Annotated in this window: 21 protein-coding genes; 15 read left to right on the forward strand and 6 right to left on the reverse strand. The window is 53.5% G+C overall.

Annotated features, from left to right (window positions below; translation table 11 throughout):
* Positions 1–66: 66 nt before the first annotated feature.
* Positions 67–345, reverse strand: coding sequence for a DUF1435 domain-containing protein (locus BM373_RS15750; RefSeq protein ID WP_090463872.1), 279 nt, complete (start codon positions 343–345; stop codon positions 67–69).
* Between the two features lie 215 nt (positions 346–560).
* Here BM373_RS15750 and BM373_RS15755 point away from each other — a divergent pair, with 215 nt between their 5' ends.
* Both BM373_RS15755 and fhuF read left to right on the forward strand, forming a co-directional pair.
* Positions 561–1,625 (forward strand): GGDEF domain-containing protein, encoded by a 1,065-nt coding sequence (locus BM373_RS15755; protein WP_090463285.1) that lies wholly within the window; start codon positions 561–563, stop codon positions 1,623–1,625.
* A 104-nt stretch (positions 1,626–1,729) separates the two neighbouring features.
* Positions 1,730–2,518: a siderophore-iron reductase FhuF gene (gene fhuF / locus BM373_RS15760; protein WP_090463288.1), complete on the forward strand. Its 789-nt coding sequence runs from the start codon at positions 1,730–1,732 to the stop codon at positions 2,516–2,518.
* 27 nt (positions 2,519–2,545) lie between these two features.
* On the opposite strand, the gene BM373_RS15765 is transcribed toward fhuF, so the two are convergent.
* Positions 2,546–3,889 (reverse strand): PTS sugar transporter subunit IIC, encoded by a 1,344-nt coding sequence (locus BM373_RS15765; RefSeq protein WP_090463291.1) that lies wholly within the window; start codon positions 3,887–3,889, stop codon positions 2,546–2,548.
* A gap of 337 nt (positions 3,890–4,226) precedes the next feature.
* On the opposite strand from BM373_RS15765, the gene BM373_RS15770 reads away from it, so the two are divergent.
* Entirely contained in the window at positions 4,227–4,688 is a 462-nt protein-coding gene (locus BM373_RS15770) for a YbaK/EbsC family protein (RefSeq protein WP_090463295.1), read from the forward strand.
* 137 nt (positions 4,689–4,825) lie between these two features.
* On the opposite strand, the gene bglJ is transcribed toward BM373_RS15770, so the two are convergent.
* Both bglJ and BM373_RS15780 read right to left on the reverse strand, forming a co-directional pair.
* Positions 4,826–5,503 carry a DNA-binding transcriptional activator BglJ gene (gene bglJ, locus BM373_RS15775; protein WP_256214665.1) on the reverse strand — a complete coding sequence of 226 codons (678 nt, stop codon included), beginning with the start codon at positions 5,501–5,503 and terminating at the stop codon, positions 4,826–4,828.
* A complete protein-coding gene (locus BM373_RS15780) occupies positions 5,449–6,186 on the reverse strand; it encodes a helix-turn-helix domain-containing protein (RefSeq protein WP_090463303.1) in 738 nt (245 codons plus the stop codon). Before BM373_RS15780 ends, bglJ begins: the two co-directional genes overlap by 55 nt.
* A gap of 458 nt (positions 6,187–6,644) precedes the next feature.
* Between BM373_RS15780 and BM373_RS15785 the strand changes: the two genes are divergently transcribed.
* The 8 genes from BM373_RS15785 (at position 6,645) to opgB (ending at position 13,607) form a co-directional block, all read left to right on the forward strand.
* Complete coding sequence (locus BM373_RS15785) at positions 6,645–7,421, forward strand: threonine/serine exporter family protein (protein ID WP_090463306.1); 777 nt, start codon at positions 6,645–6,647, stop codon at positions 7,419–7,421.
* The gene (locus BM373_RS15790; protein ID WP_090463308.1) at positions 7,412–7,885 is read left to right on the forward strand and encodes a threonine/serine exporter; all 474 of its coding nucleotides are present in this window, start codon (positions 7,412–7,414) and stop codon (positions 7,883–7,885) included. The genes BM373_RS15785 and BM373_RS15790 overlap by 10 nt, the downstream gene beginning before the upstream one ends.
* Positions 7,886–7,952: 67 nt before the next feature.
* Positions 7,953–8,594, forward strand: coding sequence for a TetR family transcriptional regulator (locus BM373_RS15795; protein WP_090463311.1), 642 nt, complete (start codon positions 7,953–7,955; stop codon positions 8,592–8,594).
* Between the two features lie 43 nt (positions 8,595–8,637).
* Positions 8,638–9,093 (forward strand): MarR family winged helix-turn-helix transcriptional regulator, encoded by a 456-nt coding sequence (locus BM373_RS15800; RefSeq protein ID WP_090463314.1) that lies wholly within the window; start codon positions 8,638–8,640, stop codon positions 9,091–9,093.
* 79 nt (positions 9,094–9,172) lie between these two features.
* A complete protein-coding gene (locus tag BM373_RS15805) occupies positions 9,173–9,601 on the forward strand; it encodes an organic hydroperoxide resistance protein (protein WP_090463316.1) in 429 nt (142 codons plus the stop codon).
* Positions 9,602–9,743: 142 nt separating this feature from the next.
* A complete protein-coding gene (dnaT, locus tag BM373_RS15810) occupies positions 9,744–10,283 on the forward strand; it encodes a primosomal protein DnaT (RefSeq protein ID WP_090463319.1) in 540 nt (179 codons plus the stop codon).
* 2 nt (positions 10,284–10,285) lie between these two features.
* Positions 10,286–11,023 carry a replicative helicase loader DnaC gene (dnaC, locus tag BM373_RS15815; protein WP_090463321.1) on the forward strand — a complete coding sequence of 246 codons (738 nt, stop codon included), beginning with the start codon at positions 10,286–10,288 and terminating at the stop codon, positions 11,021–11,023.
* Between the two features lie 292 nt (positions 11,024–11,315).
* A complete protein-coding gene (gene opgB / locus BM373_RS15820) occupies positions 11,316–13,607 on the forward strand; it encodes a phosphatidylglycerol--membrane-oligosaccharide glycerophosphotransferase (protein ID WP_090463325.1) in 2,292 nt (763 codons plus the stop codon).
* Between the two features lie 61 nt (positions 13,608–13,668).
* On the opposite strand, the gene tsr is transcribed toward opgB, so the two are convergent.
* Positions 13,669–15,330, reverse strand: a complete 1,662-nt coding sequence (tsr, locus tag BM373_RS15825) for a methyl-accepting chemotaxis protein (protein ID WP_090463327.1) — start codon at positions 15,328–15,330, stop codon at positions 13,669–13,671.
* Positions 15,331–15,674: 344 nt separating this feature from the next.
* Here tsr and btsT point away from each other — a divergent pair, with 344 nt between their 5' ends.
* The 3 genes from btsT to yjiA all read left to right on the forward strand — a co-directional run bounded on the left by btsT (position 15,675) and on the right by yjiA (position 19,088).
* The gene (gene btsT / locus BM373_RS15830) at positions 15,675–17,825 is read left to right on the forward strand and encodes a pyruvate/proton symporter BtsT (RefSeq protein WP_090463330.1); all 2,151 of its coding nucleotides are present in this window, start codon (positions 15,675–15,677) and stop codon (positions 17,823–17,825) included.
* Between the two features lie 96 nt (positions 17,826–17,921).
* Positions 17,922–18,116, forward strand: coding sequence for a YbdD/YjiX family protein (locus BM373_RS15835; RefSeq protein ID WP_090463333.1), 195 nt, complete (start codon positions 17,922–17,924; stop codon positions 18,114–18,116).
* Positions 18,117–18,128: 12 nt separating this feature from the next.
* Complete coding sequence (yjiA, locus tag BM373_RS15840) at positions 18,129–19,088, forward strand: GTPase (protein WP_090463336.1); 960 nt, start codon at positions 18,129–18,131, stop codon at positions 19,086–19,088.
* A gap of 139 nt (positions 19,089–19,227) precedes the next feature.
* Here the strand turns inward: yjiA and BM373_RS15845 are convergent, their stop codons facing one another.
* Entirely contained in the window at positions 19,228–20,601 is a 1,374-nt protein-coding gene (locus BM373_RS15845; protein ID WP_090463339.1) for an NAD-dependent succinate-semialdehyde dehydrogenase, read from the reverse strand.
* A 159-nt stretch (positions 20,602–20,760) separates the two neighbouring features.
* Between BM373_RS15845 and BM373_RS21625 the strand changes: the two genes are divergently transcribed.
* The gene (locus BM373_RS21625) at positions 20,761–20,922 is read left to right on the forward strand and encodes a hypothetical protein (protein WP_177220159.1); all 162 of its coding nucleotides are present in this window, start codon (positions 20,761–20,763) and stop codon (positions 20,920–20,922) included.
* The last annotated feature ends 23 nt before the right edge of the window (positions 20,923–20,945 follow it).

Raw genomic sequence — 20,945 nt, forward strand, 5'->3', positions numbered from 1 at the left:
GGATGTGGGGGTTCGAGTCCCCCCCCTCGCACCAATTATCTTATTTCCCTCTTGTTTTTTTCCCTGCTACATCATCAGCTTTAAATTCAACATCACCAGCATAATTCCCCCTACCAGCGCAATGCCCGATGGCAGCAAGACAAAATGTCTTAATCGCTTGTGGTAGAGCATGGCCGGCGTGATCAGCAATCCCAGCACAATTAATACACGCCAGGTACTGACGGACAGATCGGCGTAAGCCAGCCCGGAAACTAAAATGCCCGGCAAGATAAGACCCCATCCACTTCCAAGCGCACGCTGCCACATGCTTTCGCCTCTCATATCGATAATGATAACCAATATCATATGATATGTTTTCTCATCTGTCAGCCCGCGCCTGTCCCTTTGAATGAACTTTACGCATCGCCTGATGACAGGCATTCATGAAGGTGATAAATTGTGCGCCTCGGAAGAATACATAACAATTTTCTAATATTTTTCGCGATAAATTTTTTCCGCGTTATTTTTCATTTTGGCAACCATTACGATTATATATTGCAGATTAATAACGATTTTTAGATATGACATCACACTCATGGCGTTCCCTGTGTAACAAGAAATACCAATTATCCCTGCGGCTTTTCTTGTTTCTCAATGCAGTTTCTGCATTTTTTTCTTTCATACTGCCGCTCTATCATGTGCGCGCGGTAACCGTTCCCTTATGCCTGCTTTTCGGTCTGAGCATGGGTTTGCTCCTGTGGAACTGGCAATTTCCGCGAAAGAAAATACATATTCCTTTTGTCTCAATATTATTTGGCGGTTTATGGGCATGGCATGTCGCTATTAAGTTTGCGGCAATTGAACCCCACGATCCCACTTATCTGCTTATTGCGCTTTTAAGCGTATTATTTATTGGCTCTATCGCTTTTTCTAATAATATCATTGCATTTACTCTGCACTCGTTACCGGTCTTTTTGAGTTGCCTGTGGTTTACCGAAGGCGATTACTGGTTACGGATGTTCTATTCATTCGCGCTGCCTATGGCCGGGATCGCGATTCAAAATCTTATTCAGTCACGTAATGATACGTTTGCCCGTAATTTAATGTACCGGCTGCTGGAAGAAAGAGAGACGCTGAACGACCTGAGTATGCTGGATCCGTTGACCGGCCTTTATAACCGACGCGGCCTGCAAAACAAGATTGATAACCTGCTGGCGCTGGAAGGCGGCGTACGTTACGTTTTGCTGCTCGATATCGACCACTTCAAAGCCTACAACGATCACTACGGGCATATGATGGGCGATCAGGCGTTAATCCGCGTCTCTGCGGCCATCCGTGACGCCGTGCGCTCGCGCGATATCGTCGCCCGATTTGGCGGTGAAGAATTTATGGTGCTATTAAGCAGTGCCGATCTTGACCGGGCGCGAATGGATGCTGAGCGTATCCGCCAGCGCGTTTATGATTTAAAAATCCCGCATATGTTTAACGAAAGCGTCGCCACCAATGTGACGATAAGCATCGGTATCGCACCGTTAATGGATGAAGATATTGACGCCGCCTTAGACCTCGCAGACAAAGCGCTGTACGAAGCCAAACACCAGGGACGTAATAATATTCTGGTCAGCGGCGATCTAAAAATCGCCTGAAACGAGATCTGACGCCTCTTTACCGACAAAATTCTTGCGATCGGTTATGTCTATAGTTAGGATTGGCAATCATTATCATTTAGATTTGCTGATTGCTTAGCGCCATGACCTATCGTCCCGCACCGAACACTGAAGATGTTATCTGGCGAACCCCGCTTCATCTTAAGCCCGTTCCGCTGGCTGCCGCGCTGCGTGAAACTATCGCCAGTCAACGTGCCCATCTTCTGGATTTTATCCGTCTGGACGAACCCCACCCGCACACCGCGCTAACGCTGGCTGAATGGTCACGGCCTGCTGCCCTTCGCTCGTTACAATCCATCTACGGCGATCATATCTACCGCAACCAGCCGCATCAGACGCGTGAAGGCAAACCGCTGCTGTCGCTCTGGGCGCAATGGTATTTCGGTCTGATGGTGCCCCCCTTGCTGCTGGCGCTATTAACGCATGAGATGGCGCTTGATGTCTCGCCCGAGCATTTTCATGGCGAATTCCATGAAACCGGGCGCGCGGCCTGCTTCTGGGTCGATGTGCATTACGATCGCCAGACCACATCGCTTACGGATCAGGGACGTATTGAAACACTGATCGTCAAAGCATTGATCCCGGTGATTGAGGCGCTGGAATCGACGGGTGAAATTAACGGCAAACTTATCTGGAGCAATACCGGTTATCTGATCAACTGGTATCTCAACGAGATGAAACCGCTGCTTGGGGAAGAGCGCGTGGCAGCGCTGCGTCAGTTCTGTTTCTTCGAAAAACAGCTTTCCTGCGGACAGGACAATCCTTTATGGCGCACCGTCGTATTGCGCGACGGCTTACTGGTACGCCGTACCTGTTGCCAGCGTTATCGCCTGCCTGATGTTCAGCAGTGCGGTGACTGCACTCTCAAATAAACAAGGGGCTTTCGCCCCTTGCCATGATTACGCGACCTGCTGCCCCTCCGTTTCCGTACGTTGCGCTTCTTCTGCTTCCTGCGCCAGAAGCTGTTTCTCATACACTTTAAAGAACGGGTAGTAGATAACGGCGGAGACAAAAGCCAGCACCACAACCAGAATTGCCGCACGGTAATCCCAGCCCAGCGCCCAGGCTGCCCCTACCGGTGCCGGTGCTGTCCAGGGTACAACGGCGATGACCCGGCCTATCAGATCCATTTTCATTGCAGCCCAGGCGATAATTGAGTTCACCAGCGGTGCCAGCAGGAACGGAATAAAGAACACCGGGTTCATTACGATAGGTGTGCCGAAAATCACCGGTTCGTTAATGTTGAAGAAACTTGGCACCACGCTCAAACGCCCAATCGACCGTAAGTGCACGGAGCGGCTGCGCAGATAACAAATTACCAGCCCCATGGTGGCCCCGGAGCCGCCGATAACGATAAAGAATGTCCAGAATGCTTCCATAAAGATGTGCGGCAACGGAGCACCCTGCGCCAGCGCGGTCTGGTTCATCCCAAGGTTAGTCAGCCAGAACATTTGCAGCATCCCGGAAACGATAGCAGCCCCGTGGATCCCGGCAAACCACAGCAGGTGGCCTATCAATACCGCCAGCAGAATAGCAGGCAGTGAATCCGCCGCGGCGACCAGGGGTTTAAACAGCGACATAATGGCCTGTGGGATCAGCATGTCGAACTGCGACTGAATAAACAGACTCAGTGGATAGAGCGTTAACACCACCACCAGCACCGGGATCAGCAGATCAAAGGAGTTTTTGATCATCGGCGGCACCTGGTCCGGCAGACGAATGCCAATATTATGCGCCTTCAAAAAACGCATCATTTCTACGCAGTACATCGCTACCAGAATGGCCGTAAAGATCCCGGTACCGCCCAGGCTATGAACCGGCAGATTGTCATTGGTTTTTGGTGCCGCAACCAACAGGAATGCCATCAGCGACAGCATGGCGCACATAAAGGGATCGAGCTGATGCGACTTCACATAGTGCTTGCCAAGGTTGTAGGCAATGGCAGCACAAATGTAGATCGACATAATCCCCATCGTCATATCAAACGGCGTGAGAATTTGCCCCTCAAAACGCTTCGCCAGATCCAGCCATGCGCGGGCAAAACCCATGGTGGTATCAGGCGAAAACGGCGGATAGGCGAAAATCAGTAAAAATGAACCCACGATCATAAACGGCATGGCTGAGATAAAACCATCGCGGATTGCCATCACGTGACGCTGGGAAGAGATTCGCCCGGCGATGGGGCTGACATAGTTTTCAACGAAGCGGAAGATCACATCAAACGCAGGATGGTGGGTAGACATAGCGGCTCTCCTGTCAGGCTAACATAGTAAGCGCAGCAGGGTTGAACCTGTTGCTGTGCAACAATCCATTTTGCGGTTTTACAGCCATGCTGGTTTGCGAACCAGCATTACAACTCAGTAGGATACGTTTCATAGACGGCTCTTATTATCTGAGACAGAGGAAGGGACAAAGTGAGTATTAATCTCCCTTTCAGACACTGCAACCGGTTACTGTAACCGGTTTCCGTGATTGTGAAGAGGATCGATAAATCTGGAATATCTCTGTAGCGATGATTAATAATTTACAGCAGATAAAACGTTGTGACAGATTATTGGCAGTCGTTCCCAGGAGATAACAATGAGTCTGCAGTCCGTACGGGATTTTTTTGCCAGTCAGGCCCCCGATATTGAAATTATTGAATTAAATCAGAGCACTGCCACCGTCGCGCTGGCCGCTGCGGCACATAATGTAGAGCCGGGCCAGATAGCGAAGACGCTGTCGTTAAAAATTAAAGATGAAGTGATTTTGATCGTGGCGAAAGGTGACGCCCGGCTGGATAACAAAAAGCTGAAATCCACCTTTGGTGCGAAAGCGAGAATGTTAAGCAGCGACGAAGTAGTGGTGATAACAGGGCATCCCGTTGGTGGCGTCTGCCCATTTGGTCTTGAAAACCCACTGGCCGTGTATTGTGACGTGTCGCTTAAGCGCTATCAGGAAGTACTGCCCGCGGCTGGCGCGATCCACAGCGCTGTGCGTATTTCCCCGGAACGGATGGCGCAATTAACAGCCGCAACCTGGGTTGACGTGTGCCAGTCCTGATCTCCCCTCATCAGGATGGCAGAGTGTTGTCTGCCCTCGTTTAACCCAGTCACTTACCTATGTAAGCGCCCGGGCATTCTCTCGCTGGCCGCCTTTCTAAACTTGAATTATTTTGGATAGAGAGGCCAGCGTGAGATTCACATAAAAGCGTGGGCAGAAAAAGAGGCTTTATCTGTCGTGATGTGCATCAGAATATCGGCAGCATCCAGCAGTCCGGCATCTGAATGCACTCCCAGCTTGGTCATTGCATTGAATTTATGCGCGCGCACCGTTTTGATATTTCGCGAAAGATGATGTGCGATTTCCGGTAGTGAATAGCCATAGGTCATATAATGCAGAATTTCACGCTCGGTCGGACTCAACCCACAATGTTTAATTGTAAACTCTTCGCCTGGCAAATCATCACTAAGCCACTGCGTCTCATTCAGGGCCGACGATAACTTATCTTTTAATTCTTTCACCTTTAAGTCTTTACTGATTACACCATGCGTAGGTGAGGGAGAAAGCAAACTCATTAACCGGGCTTCAGTATCATCATTTGCCAGAACAATTCGTTTTATCGTCGGATTTGCACACGTCAGCTCCACTAAGTTATGCAGGCAGGTAATGCGTTGCGCCCGCAAACCCGGTAACGAAAAAATAATGGCCATAAAATTGATCGTTGCTGATTCGCTTTTAAACGCCGCATAATCTTTGAAAAAATGAAGCTGGAAAGACTTCAGACCATAGGAATTAAACAGATGGCTGAGGCCTGCTTCACTCATAATGCAATTTTCGATGACAGCAACATGTCGTTTGGCGTAACTTTTTTCCATTCCGCTTGCTCTCCGTAAGCCGAGCTTAAATTCAGCTCTCTCATTCCCTGTGAACTATTAATCCACGCGTACATTTCCGCGTTACTACGCAACGACAGACGGCGCATCGCACTGTTCTTTTGTGCACTCACCGTTTTATTACTCTTCTTGAGTAACATAGCGACCTGATTGATGCCCCATCCTTTTCCAATCAGGCGTAATACTTTACGTTCAGATAATGTCAGTATCTGTGATTTGTTCTCATCGACATCAAAGTGGGTAAAATCCGGAGAAAGAAGAGTATGGCTGATATTTTCGGCATTCTGGCTTCCAGCGCGAATGGCATTAATAATGCCATCAAGGGATTCCACATTGGACAAAATAGTACTTTCTGGCCGCAGAAGTAATTGAACTGCCAGCGTATAGAGTGACCGGGGAACAATAAAGACCCAGTGAATTTCTTTATACTGCGACATCAATTTATAATAATGTTCGCATACGCTTTGCGGTTGCTGCATGTCGATAGACATATCCGCAATAACTAAATTGGCGCGACGCAATTGAAGTAAAGTCAATTCTTCCAATGCAGAACAATGCGTCATTTCATAATCGGGAAAATAACGCTCCATAATGCTACCCAGCCCCTGTTGCATGATGGGGGCTTTGCTAATAACCACGCCGTATTTAAAACTTCCTGTATCCATGATTTCTCCGATTCCTTTCGCGTGCCGAACTCCTCACAGCAATAACCCCATGCTGTGCCCACGAAACAGGCCTTCGCGGACAATTTCTCGGTCGCTTTCGTTCATTAAAAAAATGATCTGCACCAATGCTAAACCTGGGCTTATCATTCCCATGTCATGAAATATGCATTTATTGGTTCTTTTCTCACTAGGATACTATGGCACAGGGGGTGTAAAAAAATAAGCGGCATTAACGCACTAATAGCACAATCAAAAAGAAGCAAAATTAAATGTATACACGTTGTGAATTATTTTAGAAAAAAGAGATTTGCACAACCCGCTCGTAGTGGCTCCTGACAGACGTAAAAAGAGTGAATAAATATTGATCTGCACCTGTCCAGCCAGTAGACGGTTTATGCTACAACGAGCTTTTCCGCCCCGGCTTCGCGGGCGTTTCGGCATCATCACCGGGTCAATAAATGCCAGCAAATCAGACTTCACAACGTGCCGTCACGCGCTTGTGTATTCAGTGCGGTCTTTTACTCCTTCAGCACGGTGCAGAAAGCGCTTTGGTTGATGAGTTACCCACACGCCTCGGGCTGGCGTTGGGTATGGACAGCGTAGAAAGCGCGATTTCCTCCAACGCCATTGTGCTCACGACAATTAAGGATGGTGAATGCCTCACCTCCACCCGTAAAAACAGCGATCGCGGGATTAACATGCATGTTGTGACGGAAGTGCAGCACATCATCATTATGGCTGAGCATAAATTACTCGATGCTCAGGACGTCGAAAAACGTTTTAGCCAGGTCAAACCGCTGCGCTATCCGCGCTGGCTGGTGGTGCTGATGGTCGGCCTCTCCTGCGCCTGTTTTTGTCAATTGAATAAAGGCGGCTGGGACGGCGCAGTTGTGACCTTTTTTGCCAGTAGCGTGGCGATGTACGTCCGCCTCACGCTGGCCCAGCGCCATCTGCATCCACAAATCAATTTCTGCGCAACGGCATTTGTCGCCACCACAGTATCAGGCCTGCTGCTGACCTTGCCGCTGTTTGCTCATACCGCCACTGTCGCGATGGCCGCCAGCGTTCTGTTGCTGGTGCCCGGCTTCCCGCTCATCAATGCGGTGGCTGATATGTTCAAGGGCCACATCAACACCGGCCTTGCACGCTGGGCTATCGCCAGCCTGTTAACGCTGGCGACCTGTATTGGCGTGGTCATGGCCATGACGCTTTGGGGGCTACGCGGATGGGTGTAATCGATTTTATCCTGGCGCTGATGCAGGACATGATATTGTCCGCCATTCCCGCCGTCGGCTTTGCGATGGTGTTTAATGTGCCGCACCGCGCCCTGCCCTGGTGCGCACTTCTGGGCGCGATCGGTCACGGCTCGCGGATGGTCATGGTGACCAGCGGATTTAATATCGAATGGTCCACTTTTGTCGCTTCCATGCTGGTCGGCTGCATTGGCATCCGCTGGTCACGCTGGTATCTGGCGCATCCAAAAGTCTTCACCGTCGCCGCCGTGATCCCTATGTTCCCCGGCATCTCTGCTTATACCGCGATGATTTCCGCCGTGAAAATCAGCCACGTTGGTTACAGCGAAGATCTGATGATCCTCCTGCTGACTAATTTTCTTAAAGCCACCTCCATCGTGGCGGCCCTCTCTATTGGCCTGTCGGTGCCGGGTCTTTGGATCTACCGTAAACGCCCGCGCGTTTGAGATTTGTTTTCTGCTCCGGCCATGGTGATAATCCCCCTTTCCTGTTGCGGCTTGTTAAGGAGTCAGCGTGGAACACCATGGCATCTATCCTTTAGAAAAATTTGACGAAGCCAGCCTGAAAGATCGGATTTTCCACAGCGCCATCGCCCTGTTCGCCGAATACGGACTAATGGGCGCGCGCATGGAGCAAATCGCCGAAAAAGCCGGCACCACAAAACGCATGGTGGTGTATCACTTTAAAACTAAAGAAAACCTCTACCTGCTGGTGCTGGAGTATGTCTATACCCAAATCCGCGGCAGCGAAAAAGAGCTCAATCTCAGCGAGATGCCGCCCGTTGAAGCGATGGTGCATCTGGTGGAAAGCACCTTTGATTACCATGCCGATCACCCTGATTTTATTCGCATTATTTGCATGGAAAACATGCAGCGCGGGCGTTTTATGGAGCAGTCGGATTATCTGCGTGAAATCAACCGCAGCGCGCTGGTGTTACTGGAAGATATTCTGCAACGTGGGCAGCAAAAACAGTTATTCAGCAAAAGCGTCAATGCCCGCGACGTCCACCGCCTGATGAGCAGCTTCAGCTTTCATTTTGTTGCTAACAGCTACACCTTCACTCTGCTGTTTGAAGAGGGGGCCGACAGTGCCGCGCAACAGGCTCACTACCGCGCGATGGCAGTGCAGGTCGTACTGCGTTACATCTGCCCTTAATAAATAACTTGCAATTAAATCGTACGCTACCTATATTCAAATCATGAAAACGACATCACGCTCCACTGAAGACGCCGCGCTGGATCTCGATAACCAGCTCTGTTTTGCGTTGTACTCAACCAATCTGGCGCTGCACAAAGTGTACCGGCAACTGTTGGCACCGTTAAAACTCACCTACCCGCAATATCTGGTGATGCTGGTGCTGTGGGAGCGGGATGATGTCACGGTGTCCGACATTGGCGAGAGGCTGTATCTCGATTCAGCCACGTTGACGCCGTTGCTCAAACGTCTGGAAAGCGCCGGGCTGATTAGTCGCCAGCGCTCGCGCCAGGATGAACGTCAGGTCGTGGTCACGCTCAGCGAAGCGGGCCAGGCCTTACAGGAAAAAGCACGCGACATTCCAAAATCGGTGCATGCCTCTGCCGCCTGCGATGCGCAGACCCTGGCGGCACTGAAGCAGGAACTGGAATCACTCCGCGCGCAGTTACACCGCGCATAATGCCTTCGGGCGTTATGTTTGATAAATAAATAGCACACTACTTTATAGCAAGTTAAACAAACAGAAAAAGGAACCTGCCATGTCTTTAGAAAAAGTAATCTATACCGCCGTTGCCAAAGCGACCGGAGGCCGTGATGGCCGTGCGACCTCATCCGACGGTGTACTTGACGTTAAGCTGGGCGTACCGAAAGAGATGGGCGGCGCGGGCACTGAAGCGACCAACCCGGAACAACTGTTTGCTGCGGGCTACTCCGCCTGCTTCCTCGGCGCGATGAAATTTGTTTCTGCGCGCGACAAAATCACCATGCCGAAAGACGCTTTCATTGAAGGCGAAGTGGGCATCGGGCCGCTGCCGACCGGTTTCGGTATCGAAGCGAAACTGAACATCCACCTGCCGGGTATGGATGCAGCGGAAGCCAAAAAACTGGTGGATGCGGCGCATATCGTCTGCCCTTACTCCAACGCAACGCGCGGTAACATCGACGTTACGCTGAATATTATCGCCTGATAACCGCTCCATGCCCGGCAGCGCCACGCCGCCGGGCACGTCTGGATTATGCTGCTGCCCTCCCCCCTCTCTGTGCTACTATGAGCACATATCGCAGGCGACCTCTCCCCTGTGTCTGTACCAGCCAGTTTGAGATAGCACTATGTCTTCCAGAATCCTGTCCACGAATGTCATTGGCATCGATGATTTTATGCGCGATCCCGCCCACGTCCTTTCTCAGGCGCAGGGTGGAACGGTGGCCGTGTTTGCGCACAACGCCCCCGCGTTTTATGCGCTGACCCCGGCACGCCTGGCGACGCTGCTGGAACTGGAAGCCCGCCTGAGCCGCCCGTCGAGCGATGTTTCCCTCGACGCGCAGTTTTTCGAAGAACCCGCCGCCGCGCCGGTCAATGTGCCGATGGGTAAATTTGCCATGTACGCAGGCTGGCAGCCGGATGCCGATTTTCAGCGCCTGGCGGCCCTGTGGGGAATTGGTCTTAGCCAGCCGGTCACGCCAGAGGAACTGGCGTCTTTCGTAGCCTACTGGCAGGCTGAAGGCAAAGTCTTCCACCACGTGCAGTGGCAGCAAAAACTGGCGCGCAGCGTGCTGATGAGCCGCAACAGTCAGGGCGGCGCAGCGAAGCGCGATGTCAACGCGATTTCCGAACCTGATAATCAAATTCCACCTGGTTTTCGAGGATGATGATGAAAAACGTCGGCGAACTGATGAAACGTCTGCAAAAAATGATGCCCGCGCATGTTCAGCCCGCTTTCAAAACGGGTGAAGAACTGCTCGCCTGGCAAAAAGAGCAGGGCGAAATCCGCGCTCAGGCGCTGGCACGCGAGAACCGGGCGATGAAAATGCAGCGCACGTTTAACCGCTCCGGCATCCGGCCTTTGCATCAAAACTGCTCGTTCGACAATTATAAAGTCGAAAACGAAGGCCAGATGAATGCGCTGAGTAAAGCGCGTCAGTACGTTGAAGAGTTCGACGGCAACATCGCCAGTTTCATCTTCTCCGGCAAGCCCGGCACCGGCAAAAATCACCTCGCGGCGGCCATCTGCAACGAGCTCTTGCTGCGCGGGAAATCGGTACTGATCATCACCGTGGCCGATATCATGTCCGCCATGAAAGACACCTTCACCAATCGTGAAACCAGCGAAGAGCAGTTGCTTAACGATTTGAGTAACGTCGATTTACTGGTGATTGACGAGATCGGCATGCAGTCCGAATCCCGCTATGAAAAAGTGATTATTAATCAGATCGTTGACCGTCGCTCTTCATCTAAACGACCGACCGGGATGCTGACTAACGGCACCATGGACGACATGACCAAGCTGCTTGGCGAGCGCGTGATGGACAGGATGCGTCTGGGCAATAGCCTGTGGGTGATTTTCAACTGGGACAGCTATCGCAGCCGGGTGACCGGCAAAGAGTATTGAAGCGTTCTAACCGCGCAGCCCTGGCTTCCTCTCCTGATTATCACGTCGCGTTTGTTTTACCTGTTTCAGTAACATACGCGGCGTTAACCCTTGTTTTACTCCCCTTTATCCTGTGACACGCCTCTCCCCGTAGATGCGACGCCGCTCAAAAATCCTTCTTTATAAACTAAATCTGAACAACAGCACGTTTAAATGACATTAGAATTGCAGCTATGTGACATCGCATTTACATTGTCACCTCAAAAATTGAATGGCTGGCCAGTGAGCGACTGGCGCTGATGAGGATAGGCTGTTGTCAGAACTGATTTCCCTTGCCCTTTTTATTGCGTCCGTGGTGATTTACGCCTGGAAAGCAGGTCGCAACACCTGGTGGTTTACCGCTACCCTGCTGGTGCTGGGGCTTTTTGTTGTTTTAAACATCACTCTCTACGCCAGTGATTATTTTACCGGTGATGGCATCAACGATGCGGTCCTCTATACGCTCACCAACAGCCTTACCGGCGCGGGCGTGAGCAAATACCTGTTACCCGGCGCGGGCCTTGTCATCGCCCTGCTCGCGGTCTTTGGCGCACTCGGCTGGATCTTACGTCGACGCCGCCATCTGCCTTACCATTTTGGTTACAGCCTGCTGGCGCTGCTGCTGGCACTTGGTTCCGTGGATGCCAGCCCGGCGTTCCACCAGATCACGGAACTGGTGAAATCCCAGTCGCGCGATGGCGATCCCGATTTTGCGGTCTGGTACAAAGAGCCGTCCAAAACCATTCCACAACCGAAACTCAACCTGGTCTACATTTACGGCGAGAGCCTTGAGCGCACCTATTTTGATAACGACGCTTTTCCGGATTTAACGCCGGAACTGGGCGCAATCAAAAAAGAGGGGATCGATTTCACTCACACCGCGCAGCTACCGGGCACCGACTACACCATCGCCGGCATGGTCGCCTCACAGTGCGGCATCCCGCTGTTTGCGCCGTTTGAAGGCAACGCCTCGGCGTCGATGTCCAGCTTCTTCCCGCAGAATATTTGTCTGGGCGATATCCTGAAAAACTCCGGCTACCAGAACTACTTTGTACAGGGGGCCAATCTGCGCTTTGCCGGGAAAGACGTGTTCCTCAAGTCCCATGGTTTTGAACATCTGATCGGGGCGGAAGAGCTGAAAACCACCGTTGCCGATCCGACTTACCGCAACGACTGGGGTTTTTATGACGACACGGTGCTGGACGAGGTGTGGAAAAAGTACGAAACGCTGTCCAAAAGCGGCGAGCGTTTCTCGCTGTTCGCCCTGACGGTGGACACCCATCACCCGGACGGTTTTATCTCGCGCACCTGCGATCGTAAACGCTACGACATCGACGGCAAACAGAACCAGTCATTCAGCGCGGTGACCTGTAGCCAGCAGCACATCGCGGCTTTAATCAATAAAATCAAAGCCTCGCCGTGGTTTAAAGACACAGTGATTGTGGTCTCGTCCGATCATCTGGCGATGAACAACACCGCGTGGAAATACCTGAACAAGCAGGATCGCAACAACCTGTTCTTTATTCTGCGCGGCGACGCACCGCAGCAGGACATCTCCGGCGTGAAGCGCAACACCATGGATAACGGCGCGACCGTGCTGGATATTCTCGGCGGCGACAACTTTATTGGCCTTGGGCGCAGCAGCCTGTCGGGGCAGTCGCTCTCCGAGTCGTTCCTCAACATGAAAGAGAAAGTGCTGGCCTGGAAGCCTGACGTGATCCATCTGTGGAAATTCCCCAAAGAGATGAAAGATTTCACCGTGGATCGCGACAAGCGCACCATTGCGTTCTCCGGCAGCCATTTCCGCCTGCCGCTGCTGATCCGCGTCTCCGATAAGCGCATCGAACCGCTGCCGGAAAGTGAATACTCCGCCCCGTTGCGTTATCAGCTTGCCGATTTTGCGCCGCGCGATAATTTCGTCTGGATCGATCAGTGCTACAAAATGGCGCAGCTCTGGGCACCTGAACTGGCGCTCTCTACCGACTGGTGCGTGTCGCAGGGGCAACTGGGCGGTCAGCAGACGGTGAAGCGCGTGGATGCGGCGCAGTGGAAAGGCAAAACCGCGTTCAAAGATACGGTGATTGATACCGACCGCTACAAGCGCAACGTCGATCAGTTAAAAATCGTCGATAACGACATTCGCTATAAAGCCGACAGCTTTATCTTTAACGTCGCGGGTGCGCCGGAAGAAGTGAAGAAATTCAGCGGGATTTCGCGCCCGGAAAGCTGGGGCCGCTGGTCAAACGCTCAGCTTGGCGAGAGTGTGCAGATCGAGTACAACGATCCGCTGCCCGCCAAGTTTGATCTGGTGATCACCGCCAAAGCCTTTGGCCCGAACGCCCATCGCCCGGTGCCGGTCCGCGTGGGCAACAGCGAGCAGACGCTGACGCTGGGCAATGACGTGACCACCACCACCCTGCGCTTTAGCAACCCGACAGGCAGCCATACGCTGGAGATTGTGCCGCCGGACCCGCAGTCCACTAACGAAGGCAATATTCTGGGTCATTCGCCGCGCAAGCTCGGCATCGGGATTGTGGAAATTAAAGTGGTGAAAACGGAAGGGTAATAACGGCAGGGTAATCGTTAAAAGCCCGGCGACATGCGCCGCCGGGCATCGGAAGGATCTATCAGAAGGTTTCCCAGTTATCGTCTGCAACGGCAGCTTTACGCGGCAGTGCAGCGGCTGGAACGGCTTGCGCCGGGGTAAAACTTGCTGGCGCATTACGTGACTCGCGACGGGTGCGGAACACGGCAACGGCCTGAGTCAGACGGCTGGCCTGCTCTTCCAGTGCGGCAGCGGCGGCAGCGGATTCTTCCACCAGCGAGGCGTTCTGCTGCGTCACGCGATCCATCTCGGCAACAGCCAGACCAACCTGGTCGATACCACGGCTCTGCTCATCGGATGCGGATGCGATTTCGCCCATGATATCGGTCACGCGGGTTACCGCATTCACGATCTCATCCATGGTTTCACCGGCGCTTTCTACCAGCGTTGAACCCAGCTCCACGCGACCCACAGAGTCTTCGATCAGACCTTTGATTTCACGGGCAGCCTGCGCACTGCGCTGGGCGAGGTTACGCACTTCACCCGCTACCACGGCAAATCCACGACCCTGCTCGCCTGCACGCGCCGCTTCAACCGCCGCGTTAAGTGCAAGGATGTTGGTCTGGAAGGCAATGCCGTCGATCACGCTGATAATGTCGGCGATTTTCTGCGAGCTACCGGCGATGTCACGCATCGTCTGCACCACGTTATCGACAACTTTACCGCCTTTCTGCGCAGTTTCTGACGCGCTGAGCGCGAGATGACTCGCCTGACGGGCGTTCTCGGCGTTCTGTTTCACGGTGGCGGTCAGCTCTTCCATGCTGGCAGCGGTTTCTTCCAGAGAAGCGGCCTGCTGTTCAGTACGGGAAGAGAGATCGTTGTTACCGGAAGAAATTTCGCTCGCGCCACTGTAAATCGCGTCTGCGCCACGACGAACATCACCCACGGTGCGCACCAGCTCCCCCTGCATATGACGCAGGCTGTCGGCCAGTTGCCCCATTTCATTGGTGCCGTGCACTTCGATATGCTGCTCCAGATCGCCACCCGCAATGTGGCGGATGCTTTCCACCAGGCGTTGCAGCGGTGCAATGAGCACGCTCTTAATGCCGAACCAGACGCTGATAATCACCGCCAGAACGACCGCCAGCACGCTGATGATGATCCACACAGCCATGCTGTAAGAGCCATCGTTATCTTCCACCGCAACGTCATACAGATGATCGTTCTGTTTCAGATACTCGTTGTACTGTTTCTCAAAACCGTCCTGATACCCCTGGGTTGGCTGATCGAAGAACTCATTGATCTTGCCCGCGCCCAGTAACTGAATCAGCTCAGCCAGCGCGCCGTGGTAGATATCATAGTTACGCTTGATCTCAGCGGCAGCGGCTTCGCTCTGACGCGGATCGCGCGGCAAGCCCTGATACTCGCTCCAGTGCGCTTCTGCCTGCTTCAGCGAGGTGCTGGCAATTTGCATCAAATCGTTCACGGTTGACCCGCTGCCGATACCGGTCTGATCCATCATGTAGCGGATCCCGGCACGGTTTAAGGTATTACGCGTCTGCAACAGTGCAACCCAACTGGCATTCAGCGTGGACTGCTGCGCGCGGATGGTCTGTAAAACCGTAAAGTTCTCTTTATCGTGTTTCAGGGCGTTAAAGAACAAACCGCCTGAGGTCAATTGTAAAAGGCCAAACAATCCAAGTACCAGAAGTAAGCTGGTAACAATTTTGATACGATTTAACATGTTTTCTCATTCCTGTGGACGGATAACAGTTTTTCGGCCTGGAAAGCAAAAACTTTACCGGAATTCGTGCTGCCAGCCGGATATTCCTGACGCGGCCGTCGCCGGGGCAGGCCGCATCAGCCCGCGTATCCCCGTGATCTGCTTCACAAAAACCTTCCCGCTTATTTTTGTCTTTAACCGCTTAACACCGCGAGTGACCGTTCGCCCCTCACTTCCAACCGCTTAATCAGATAGCGCCCATTTTCTGCACGCTATTTGTCATGATCTGCCTACTCAAAGTTCTCTATTCAACACATCAATCGTTAACTCACATCGACCCTTTCGGTCTTAAAGCCAGGTCTACTATGGATAATAAAAAGCTACTCAAGCACATACCCTGGGTGATTCTTGGAATCATCGGTGCTTTCTGTCTGGCGGTTGTCGCCTTACGGCGGGGTGAAAGCGTCAGCGCGCTGTGGATCGTTGTCGCCTCCGTTTCGGTTTATCTCGTGGCGTATCGCTACTACAGCCTCTACATCGCCCAGAAGGTGATGAAACTCGACCCGACGCGCGCGACGCCGGCGGTCATCAACAACGACGGCCTGAACTATGTGCCGACCAACCGTAACGTCTTGTTCGGTCACCACTTTGCCGCTATCGCCGGTGCAGGCCCACTGGTCGGCCCGGTACTTGCCGCGCAAATGGGCTACCTGCCGGGCACCCTGTGGCTGCTGGCGGGCGTGGTTCTTGCCGGTGCGGTACAGGACTTTATGGTGCTGTTTATCTCTTCACGCCGTAACGGTGCGTCTCTCGGTGAGATGATCAAAGAAGAGATGGGCCCGGTGCCTGGCACCATCGCGCTGTTCGGCTGTTTCCTTATCATGATCATCATCCTCGCCGTACTGGCGCTGATCGTGGTGAAAGCGCTGGCCGAATCGCCGTGGGGCGTGTTCACCGTCTGCTCAACCGTGCCCATCGCGCTGTTTATGGGCATTTACATGCGCTTCCTGCGTCCAGGCCGCGTGGGTGAAGTCTCGGTGATTGGTATTGTGCTGCTGGTGGCGTCGATTTACTTCGGCGGCGTGATTGCGCACGACCCGTACTGGGGCCCGGCGCTGACCTTCAAAGACACCACCATCACCTTCACGCTGATTGGCTACGCGTTTATCTCCGCGCTGCTGCCGGTGTGGCTGATTCTGGCTCCGCGTGACTACCTCGCCACGTTCCTGAAAATTGGTGTGATCGTCGGTCTGGCGATCGGCATCGTGATCCTGAATCCGGAACTGAAAATGCCTGCCATGACCCAGTACATCGACGGTACTGGCCCGCTGTGGAAAGGTGCGCTGTTCCCGTTCCTGTTTATCACCATCGCCTGTGGCGCGGTCTCTGGCTTCCACGCGCTGATCGCTTCCGGCACCACGCCGAAGCTGCTGGCCTGTGAAACCGACGCGCGTTTCATCGGTTATGGTGCAATGCTGATGGAATCGTTTGTTGCCATCATGGCGCTGGTTGCGGCTTCTATTATCGAACCGGGCCTGTACTTTGCGATGAACACCCCGCCTGCCGGTCTGGGCATCGTGATGCCGAACCTGCATGAACTGGGCGGCGATAATGCGCCGATGATCATGGCGCAACTGAAAGACGTCACCGCACATGCGGCCGCGACCGTCAGTTCCTGGGGCTTTGTGATCTCCCCTGAGCAGATCCTGCAAACCGCGAAAGACATCGGCGAACCGTCCGTCCTGAACCGCGCCGGGGGTGCTCCAACGCTGGCGGTAGGTATCGCACACGTGTTCCATAAAATCCTGCCGTGGGCAGACATGGGCTTCTGGTACCACTTCGGGATTCTGTTTGAAGCGCTGTTTATCCTCACCGCGCTGGATGCGGGTACCCGTTCTGGCCGCTTTATGCTCCAGGATCTGCTGGGTAACTTCGTGCCGTTCCTGAAGAAAACCGACTCTCTGGTGGCGGGCGTTATCGGTACTGCCGGTTGCGTGGGCCTGTGGGGTTACCTGCTGTATCAGGGCGTGGTCGATCCGTTAGGCGGCGTGAAGAGCCTGTGGCCGCTGTTCGGTATCTCCAACCAGATGCTGGCGGCTGTGGCACTGGTGCTGGGCACCGTGGTACTGGTTAAAATGCAGCGCACCAAATACATCTGGGTGACGGTGGTTCCGGCCTTCTGGCTGCTGATCTGCACCACCTGGGCGCTGGGTCTGAAACTGTTCAGCAACAACCCGCAGATGGAAGGCTTCTTCTACATGGCCAGCCAGTACAAAGCGCGTATTGCTGCCGGTGGCGAGCTGACCGCGCAGGAAGTGGCGAACATGAACCACATCGTGGTGAATAACTACACCAATGCCGGCCTGAGTATCCTGTTCCTGGTGGTGGTCTACAGCATTATTTTCTACGGTTTCAAAACCTGGATGAAAGCCCGCAACAGTACCGTGCGCACGGATAAAGAAACCCCGTACGTGCCGGTGCCGGAAGGCGGCGTGAAGACCTCTTCACACCATTAATCCATCTTTTCCCCTCACCCTAACCCTCTGAATCGATCCCCCTCTCCCTGCGGGAGAGGGCCGGGGTGAGGGGGAAAACAATGTCAGGAACTCCCCATGTTTGGTAACTTAGGCGAAGCAAAAAAATACCTCGGCCAGGCCGCGAAAATGCTGATTGGCATTCCTGATTACGACAACTATGTTGAACACATGAAAACCAATCATCCCGATAAGCCCTGGATGACCTACAACGAGTTCTTCCGCGAGCGCCAGGAAGCACGCTATGGCAGCGGCGGAAGCAGTTGTTGTTAAGAAGGAACCACCATGACCCCGATTGCAGTCACGCTCCTCACCGGCTTTCTTGGCGCGGGCAAAACCACCCTGCTGCGCCACATCCTCAACGAACAGCACGGCTATAAAATCGCTGTGATTGAAAACGAATTCGGCGAAGTTTCCGTTGACGATCAACTCATTGGCGACCGTGCCACCCAGATCAAAACCCTGACCAACGGCTGTATCTGCTGTAGCCGCTCGAACGAATTAGAAGATGCGCTGCTGGATCTGCTCGACAGCCTCGATCGCGGCGACATCGTCTTCGACCGTCTGGTGATTGAATGCACCGGCATGGCCGATCCTGGCCCGATTATTCAGACCTTTTTCAACCATGAAATCCTCTGCCAGCGCTACCTGCTGGACGGCGTGATTGCGCTGGTCGATGCCGTCCACGCCGACGATCAGATGAATCAGTTCACCCTCGCCCAGTCGCAGGTAGGCTACGCCGACCGCATTCTGCTGACCAAAACCGACGTGGCGGGCGAGGCAGAAAAATTGCGTGAGCGCCTGGCGCGTATCAATGCCCGCGCACCGATTTACACCGTGACCCATGGCGATATCGACCTGGCGCAACTGTTCAACACCAACGGCTTTATGCTCGAAGAGAACGTGGTCAGCGCCAAACCGCGCTTTCACTTTATGGCGGATAAACAAAACGATATTTCGTCGATTGTGGTGGAACTGGATTACCCGGTGGATATCAGCGACGTTTCCCGGGTGATGGAAAACCTGCTGCTGAGTTTTGCGGAAAAATTATTGCGCTACAAAGGGATGCTGTGGATCGACGGCGAGCCCAACCGCCTGCTGTTCCAGGGCGTCCAGCGCCTCTACAGCGCCGACTGGGACCGTCCCTGGGGCGACGACCAGCCGCACAGCACGCTGGTGTTTATCGGCGTGCAGTTGCCGGAAGAGGAGATCAGAGCGGCGTTTGCGGGACTGAAAAAAGCGTAACGACTGCCCCCTCACCCCGGCCCTCTCCCCAAAGGAGAGGGAGAAAGGCGGGCCCGTGCTCGGTCTGCCCTCTCCCGCCGGGAAAAGGGCACAATCTGTCCCCTCTCCCACGGGGAGAGGGTTAGGGTGAGGGGAAACCTTACTTACTCACCACCACCACCAGCTTCTGATTCACAAACTCTTTGATCCCCAGATCCGACAGTTCGCGACCAAAGCCGGAGCGCTTCACGCCGCCGAACGGCAGTTCCGGAGCGGTGTCAGTAAGTGAGTTGATGTACACCATCCCGGTTTCAATACGCGAGGCGAGCGCTTTCGCCCGCTCGATGTTCTGGCTGAAAATCGCACCACCCAGACCATAGTGGGAGTCATTTGCCAGCTTCACCGCTTCATCGTCGTTTTTCACCACATAAACCTGCGCAACCGGGCCGAAGAACTCTTCGAAGTACGCCGGGTTATCACGGCTAATGTTGGTCAGGATCGTCGGTGCATAAAAGTTGCCTTTATGCTCAACCGGTTTACCGCCAAAGTGCAGCGTCGCGCCGTTTTTTACCGCCTCATCGACCTGCCTGGTTAGAGTATCCAGCGCATCTTTCGACGATAACGGCCCCAGCGTGGTGCTCTCGTCGAGCGGATCGCCAATTTTTACCTGGCGGAACGCTTCGGTATATTTTTCGAGGAATTTATCCGCGACCGCCTCGTGAACGATAAAACGCTTCGCGGCGGTGCACACCTGTCCGGCGTTTTGCAGTCGGGCAAACACACCCACTTTCACCGCTTTTTCCAGATCGGCGTCATCGAGTACCACGAACACGTCGTTACCACCCAGTTCCAGCGTCGATTTTTTGAGTTTCTTCGCCGCCTGCGCAGCCACTACGCTCCCGGCTTTTTCAGAGCCGGTCAGGGCCACGCCCTGCACGCGGTCGTCGGCGATGATGTTCGACACCTGATCCGAGGAAATAAACAGATTGGTATAGGCCCCGTCCGGCGCGCCCGCTTCGCGTACCAAATGCTCAAACGCTTCGGCGCAGTGCGGCACGATGCTGGCGTGTTTTACAATCACCGGATTACCGGCAGCCAGATTCGGTGCCAGCACACGCATCAACTGGTAATAGGGGAAGTTCCACGGCTCCACGGCCATCAGCACGCCAATCGGATGGTGCTCAACCCACGCTTCGCCGAGTTCAGAGTCATATTTGACCGGGGCGAGGAATTGCTTTGCGTTATCCGCATAGTAGCGGGCGATTTTTGCGCACAGTTGCACTTCGCCACGGCTTTGCTCAATCAGCTTACCCATATCCTGGGTGGCGATTTTCGCCAGCTCTTCCTGCCGATCTTCCATCAGATCCGCCAGCCGGTTCAGTACCGGCAGCCGCTGGTCGATATCCCCTTTCGCCCACGACGAATGATACAGCGCATCGGCTTTCTTAAGCGTTGCTTCGATGTCTGCGTCGGTGTGTGCCGGGTACTCTTTGACGAGCTGATTCGTGAAGGGATTTATTGTCTGGTACGCCATATCAACTACCTCCTGATAAGCAGTAAAAAATGCTGATAAGGCTATTAATGGTAGTCGCTATAGCTGGTTACGTGCGTAAAGTTGGGTATAACCGGATGGTTCTGAATATTTCTACTGGCGGTTTTCACCGCTTAACTTCTACGACGTGCAGGCGGCACGATGTTCACCGAACCTAAGCCGCTGGACTTTCCCACCGAGCGCGGCGGGGGCAATGTTTCATGCTATAGGCGCACGCCGTGGGGCACCCATATTGAATTTATCACCCGGCCTTCACCGATGCCTTACGCGCAGCACACGGCGCTTCGCCGCTGGAAACCATAATTCGGATTTATGTTTAGCCATCA

The organism is Enterobacter sp. kpr-6 (assembly GCF_900116015.1).
Classification (GTDB): Bacteria; Pseudomonadota; Gammaproteobacteria; order Enterobacterales; family Enterobacteriaceae; genus Enterobacter_D.

Excerpts from the sequence above, each read along its gene's own strand:
- BM373_RS15750 (WP_090463872.1), bottom strand. The coding sequence starts at position 345 with ATGATATTGGTTATCATTATCGATATGAGAGGCGAAAGCATGTGGCAG.
- BM373_RS15755 (WP_090463285.1), top strand. The coding sequence starts at position 561 with ATGACATCACACTCATGGCGTTCCCTGTGTAACAAGAAATACCAATTA.
- fhuF (WP_090463288.1), top strand. The coding sequence starts at position 1,730 with ATGACCTATCGTCCCGCACCGAACACTGAAGATGTTATCTGGCGAACC.
- BM373_RS15765 (WP_090463291.1), bottom strand. The coding sequence starts at position 3,889 with ATGTCTACCCACCATCCTGCGTTTGATGTGATCTTCCGCTTCGTTGAA.
- BM373_RS15770 (WP_090463295.1), top strand. The coding sequence starts at position 4,227 with ATGAGTCTGCAGTCCGTACGGGATTTTTTTGCCAGTCAGGCCCCCGAT.
- bglJ (WP_256214665.1), bottom strand. The coding sequence starts at position 5,503 with ATGGAAAAAAGTTACGCCAAACGACATGTTGCTGTCATCGAAAATTGC.
- BM373_RS15780 (WP_090463303.1), bottom strand. The coding sequence starts at position 6,186 with ATGGATACAGGAAGTTTTAAATACGGCGTGGTTATTAGCAAAGCCCCC.
- BM373_RS15785 (WP_090463306.1), top strand. The coding sequence starts at position 6,645 with ATGCCAGCAAATCAGACTTCACAACGTGCCGTCACGCGCTTGTGTATT.
- BM373_RS15790 (WP_090463308.1), top strand. The coding sequence starts at position 7,412 with ATGGGTGTAATCGATTTTATCCTGGCGCTGATGCAGGACATGATATTG.
- BM373_RS15800 (WP_090463314.1), top strand. The coding sequence starts at position 8,638 with ATGAAAACGACATCACGCTCCACTGAAGACGCCGCGCTGGATCTCGAT.
- BM373_RS15805 (WP_090463316.1), top strand. The coding sequence starts at position 9,173 with ATGTCTTTAGAAAAAGTAATCTATACCGCCGTTGCCAAAGCGACCGGA.
- dnaT (WP_090463319.1), top strand. The coding sequence starts at position 9,744 with ATGTCTTCCAGAATCCTGTCCACGAATGTCATTGGCATCGATGATTTT.
- dnaC (WP_090463321.1), top strand. The coding sequence starts at position 10,286 with ATGAAAAACGTCGGCGAACTGATGAAACGTCTGCAAAAAATGATGCCC.
- tsr (WP_090463327.1), bottom strand. The coding sequence starts at position 15,330 with ATGTTAAATCGTATCAAAATTGTTACCAGCTTACTTCTGGTACTTGGA.
- btsT (WP_090463330.1), top strand. The coding sequence starts at position 15,675 with ATGGATAATAAAAAGCTACTCAAGCACATACCCTGGGTGATTCTTGGA.
- BM373_RS15835 (WP_090463333.1), top strand. The coding sequence starts at position 17,922 with ATGTTTGGTAACTTAGGCGAAGCAAAAAAATACCTCGGCCAGGCCGCG.
- yjiA (WP_090463336.1), top strand. The coding sequence starts at position 18,129 with ATGACCCCGATTGCAGTCACGCTCCTCACCGGCTTTCTTGGCGCGGGC.
- BM373_RS15845 (WP_090463339.1), bottom strand. The coding sequence starts at position 20,601 with ATGGCGTACCAGACAATAAATCCCTTCACGAATCAGCTCGTCAAAGAG.
- BM373_RS21625 (WP_177220159.1), top strand. The coding sequence starts at position 20,761 with ATGTTCACCGAACCTAAGCCGCTGGACTTTCCCACCGAGCGCGGCGGG.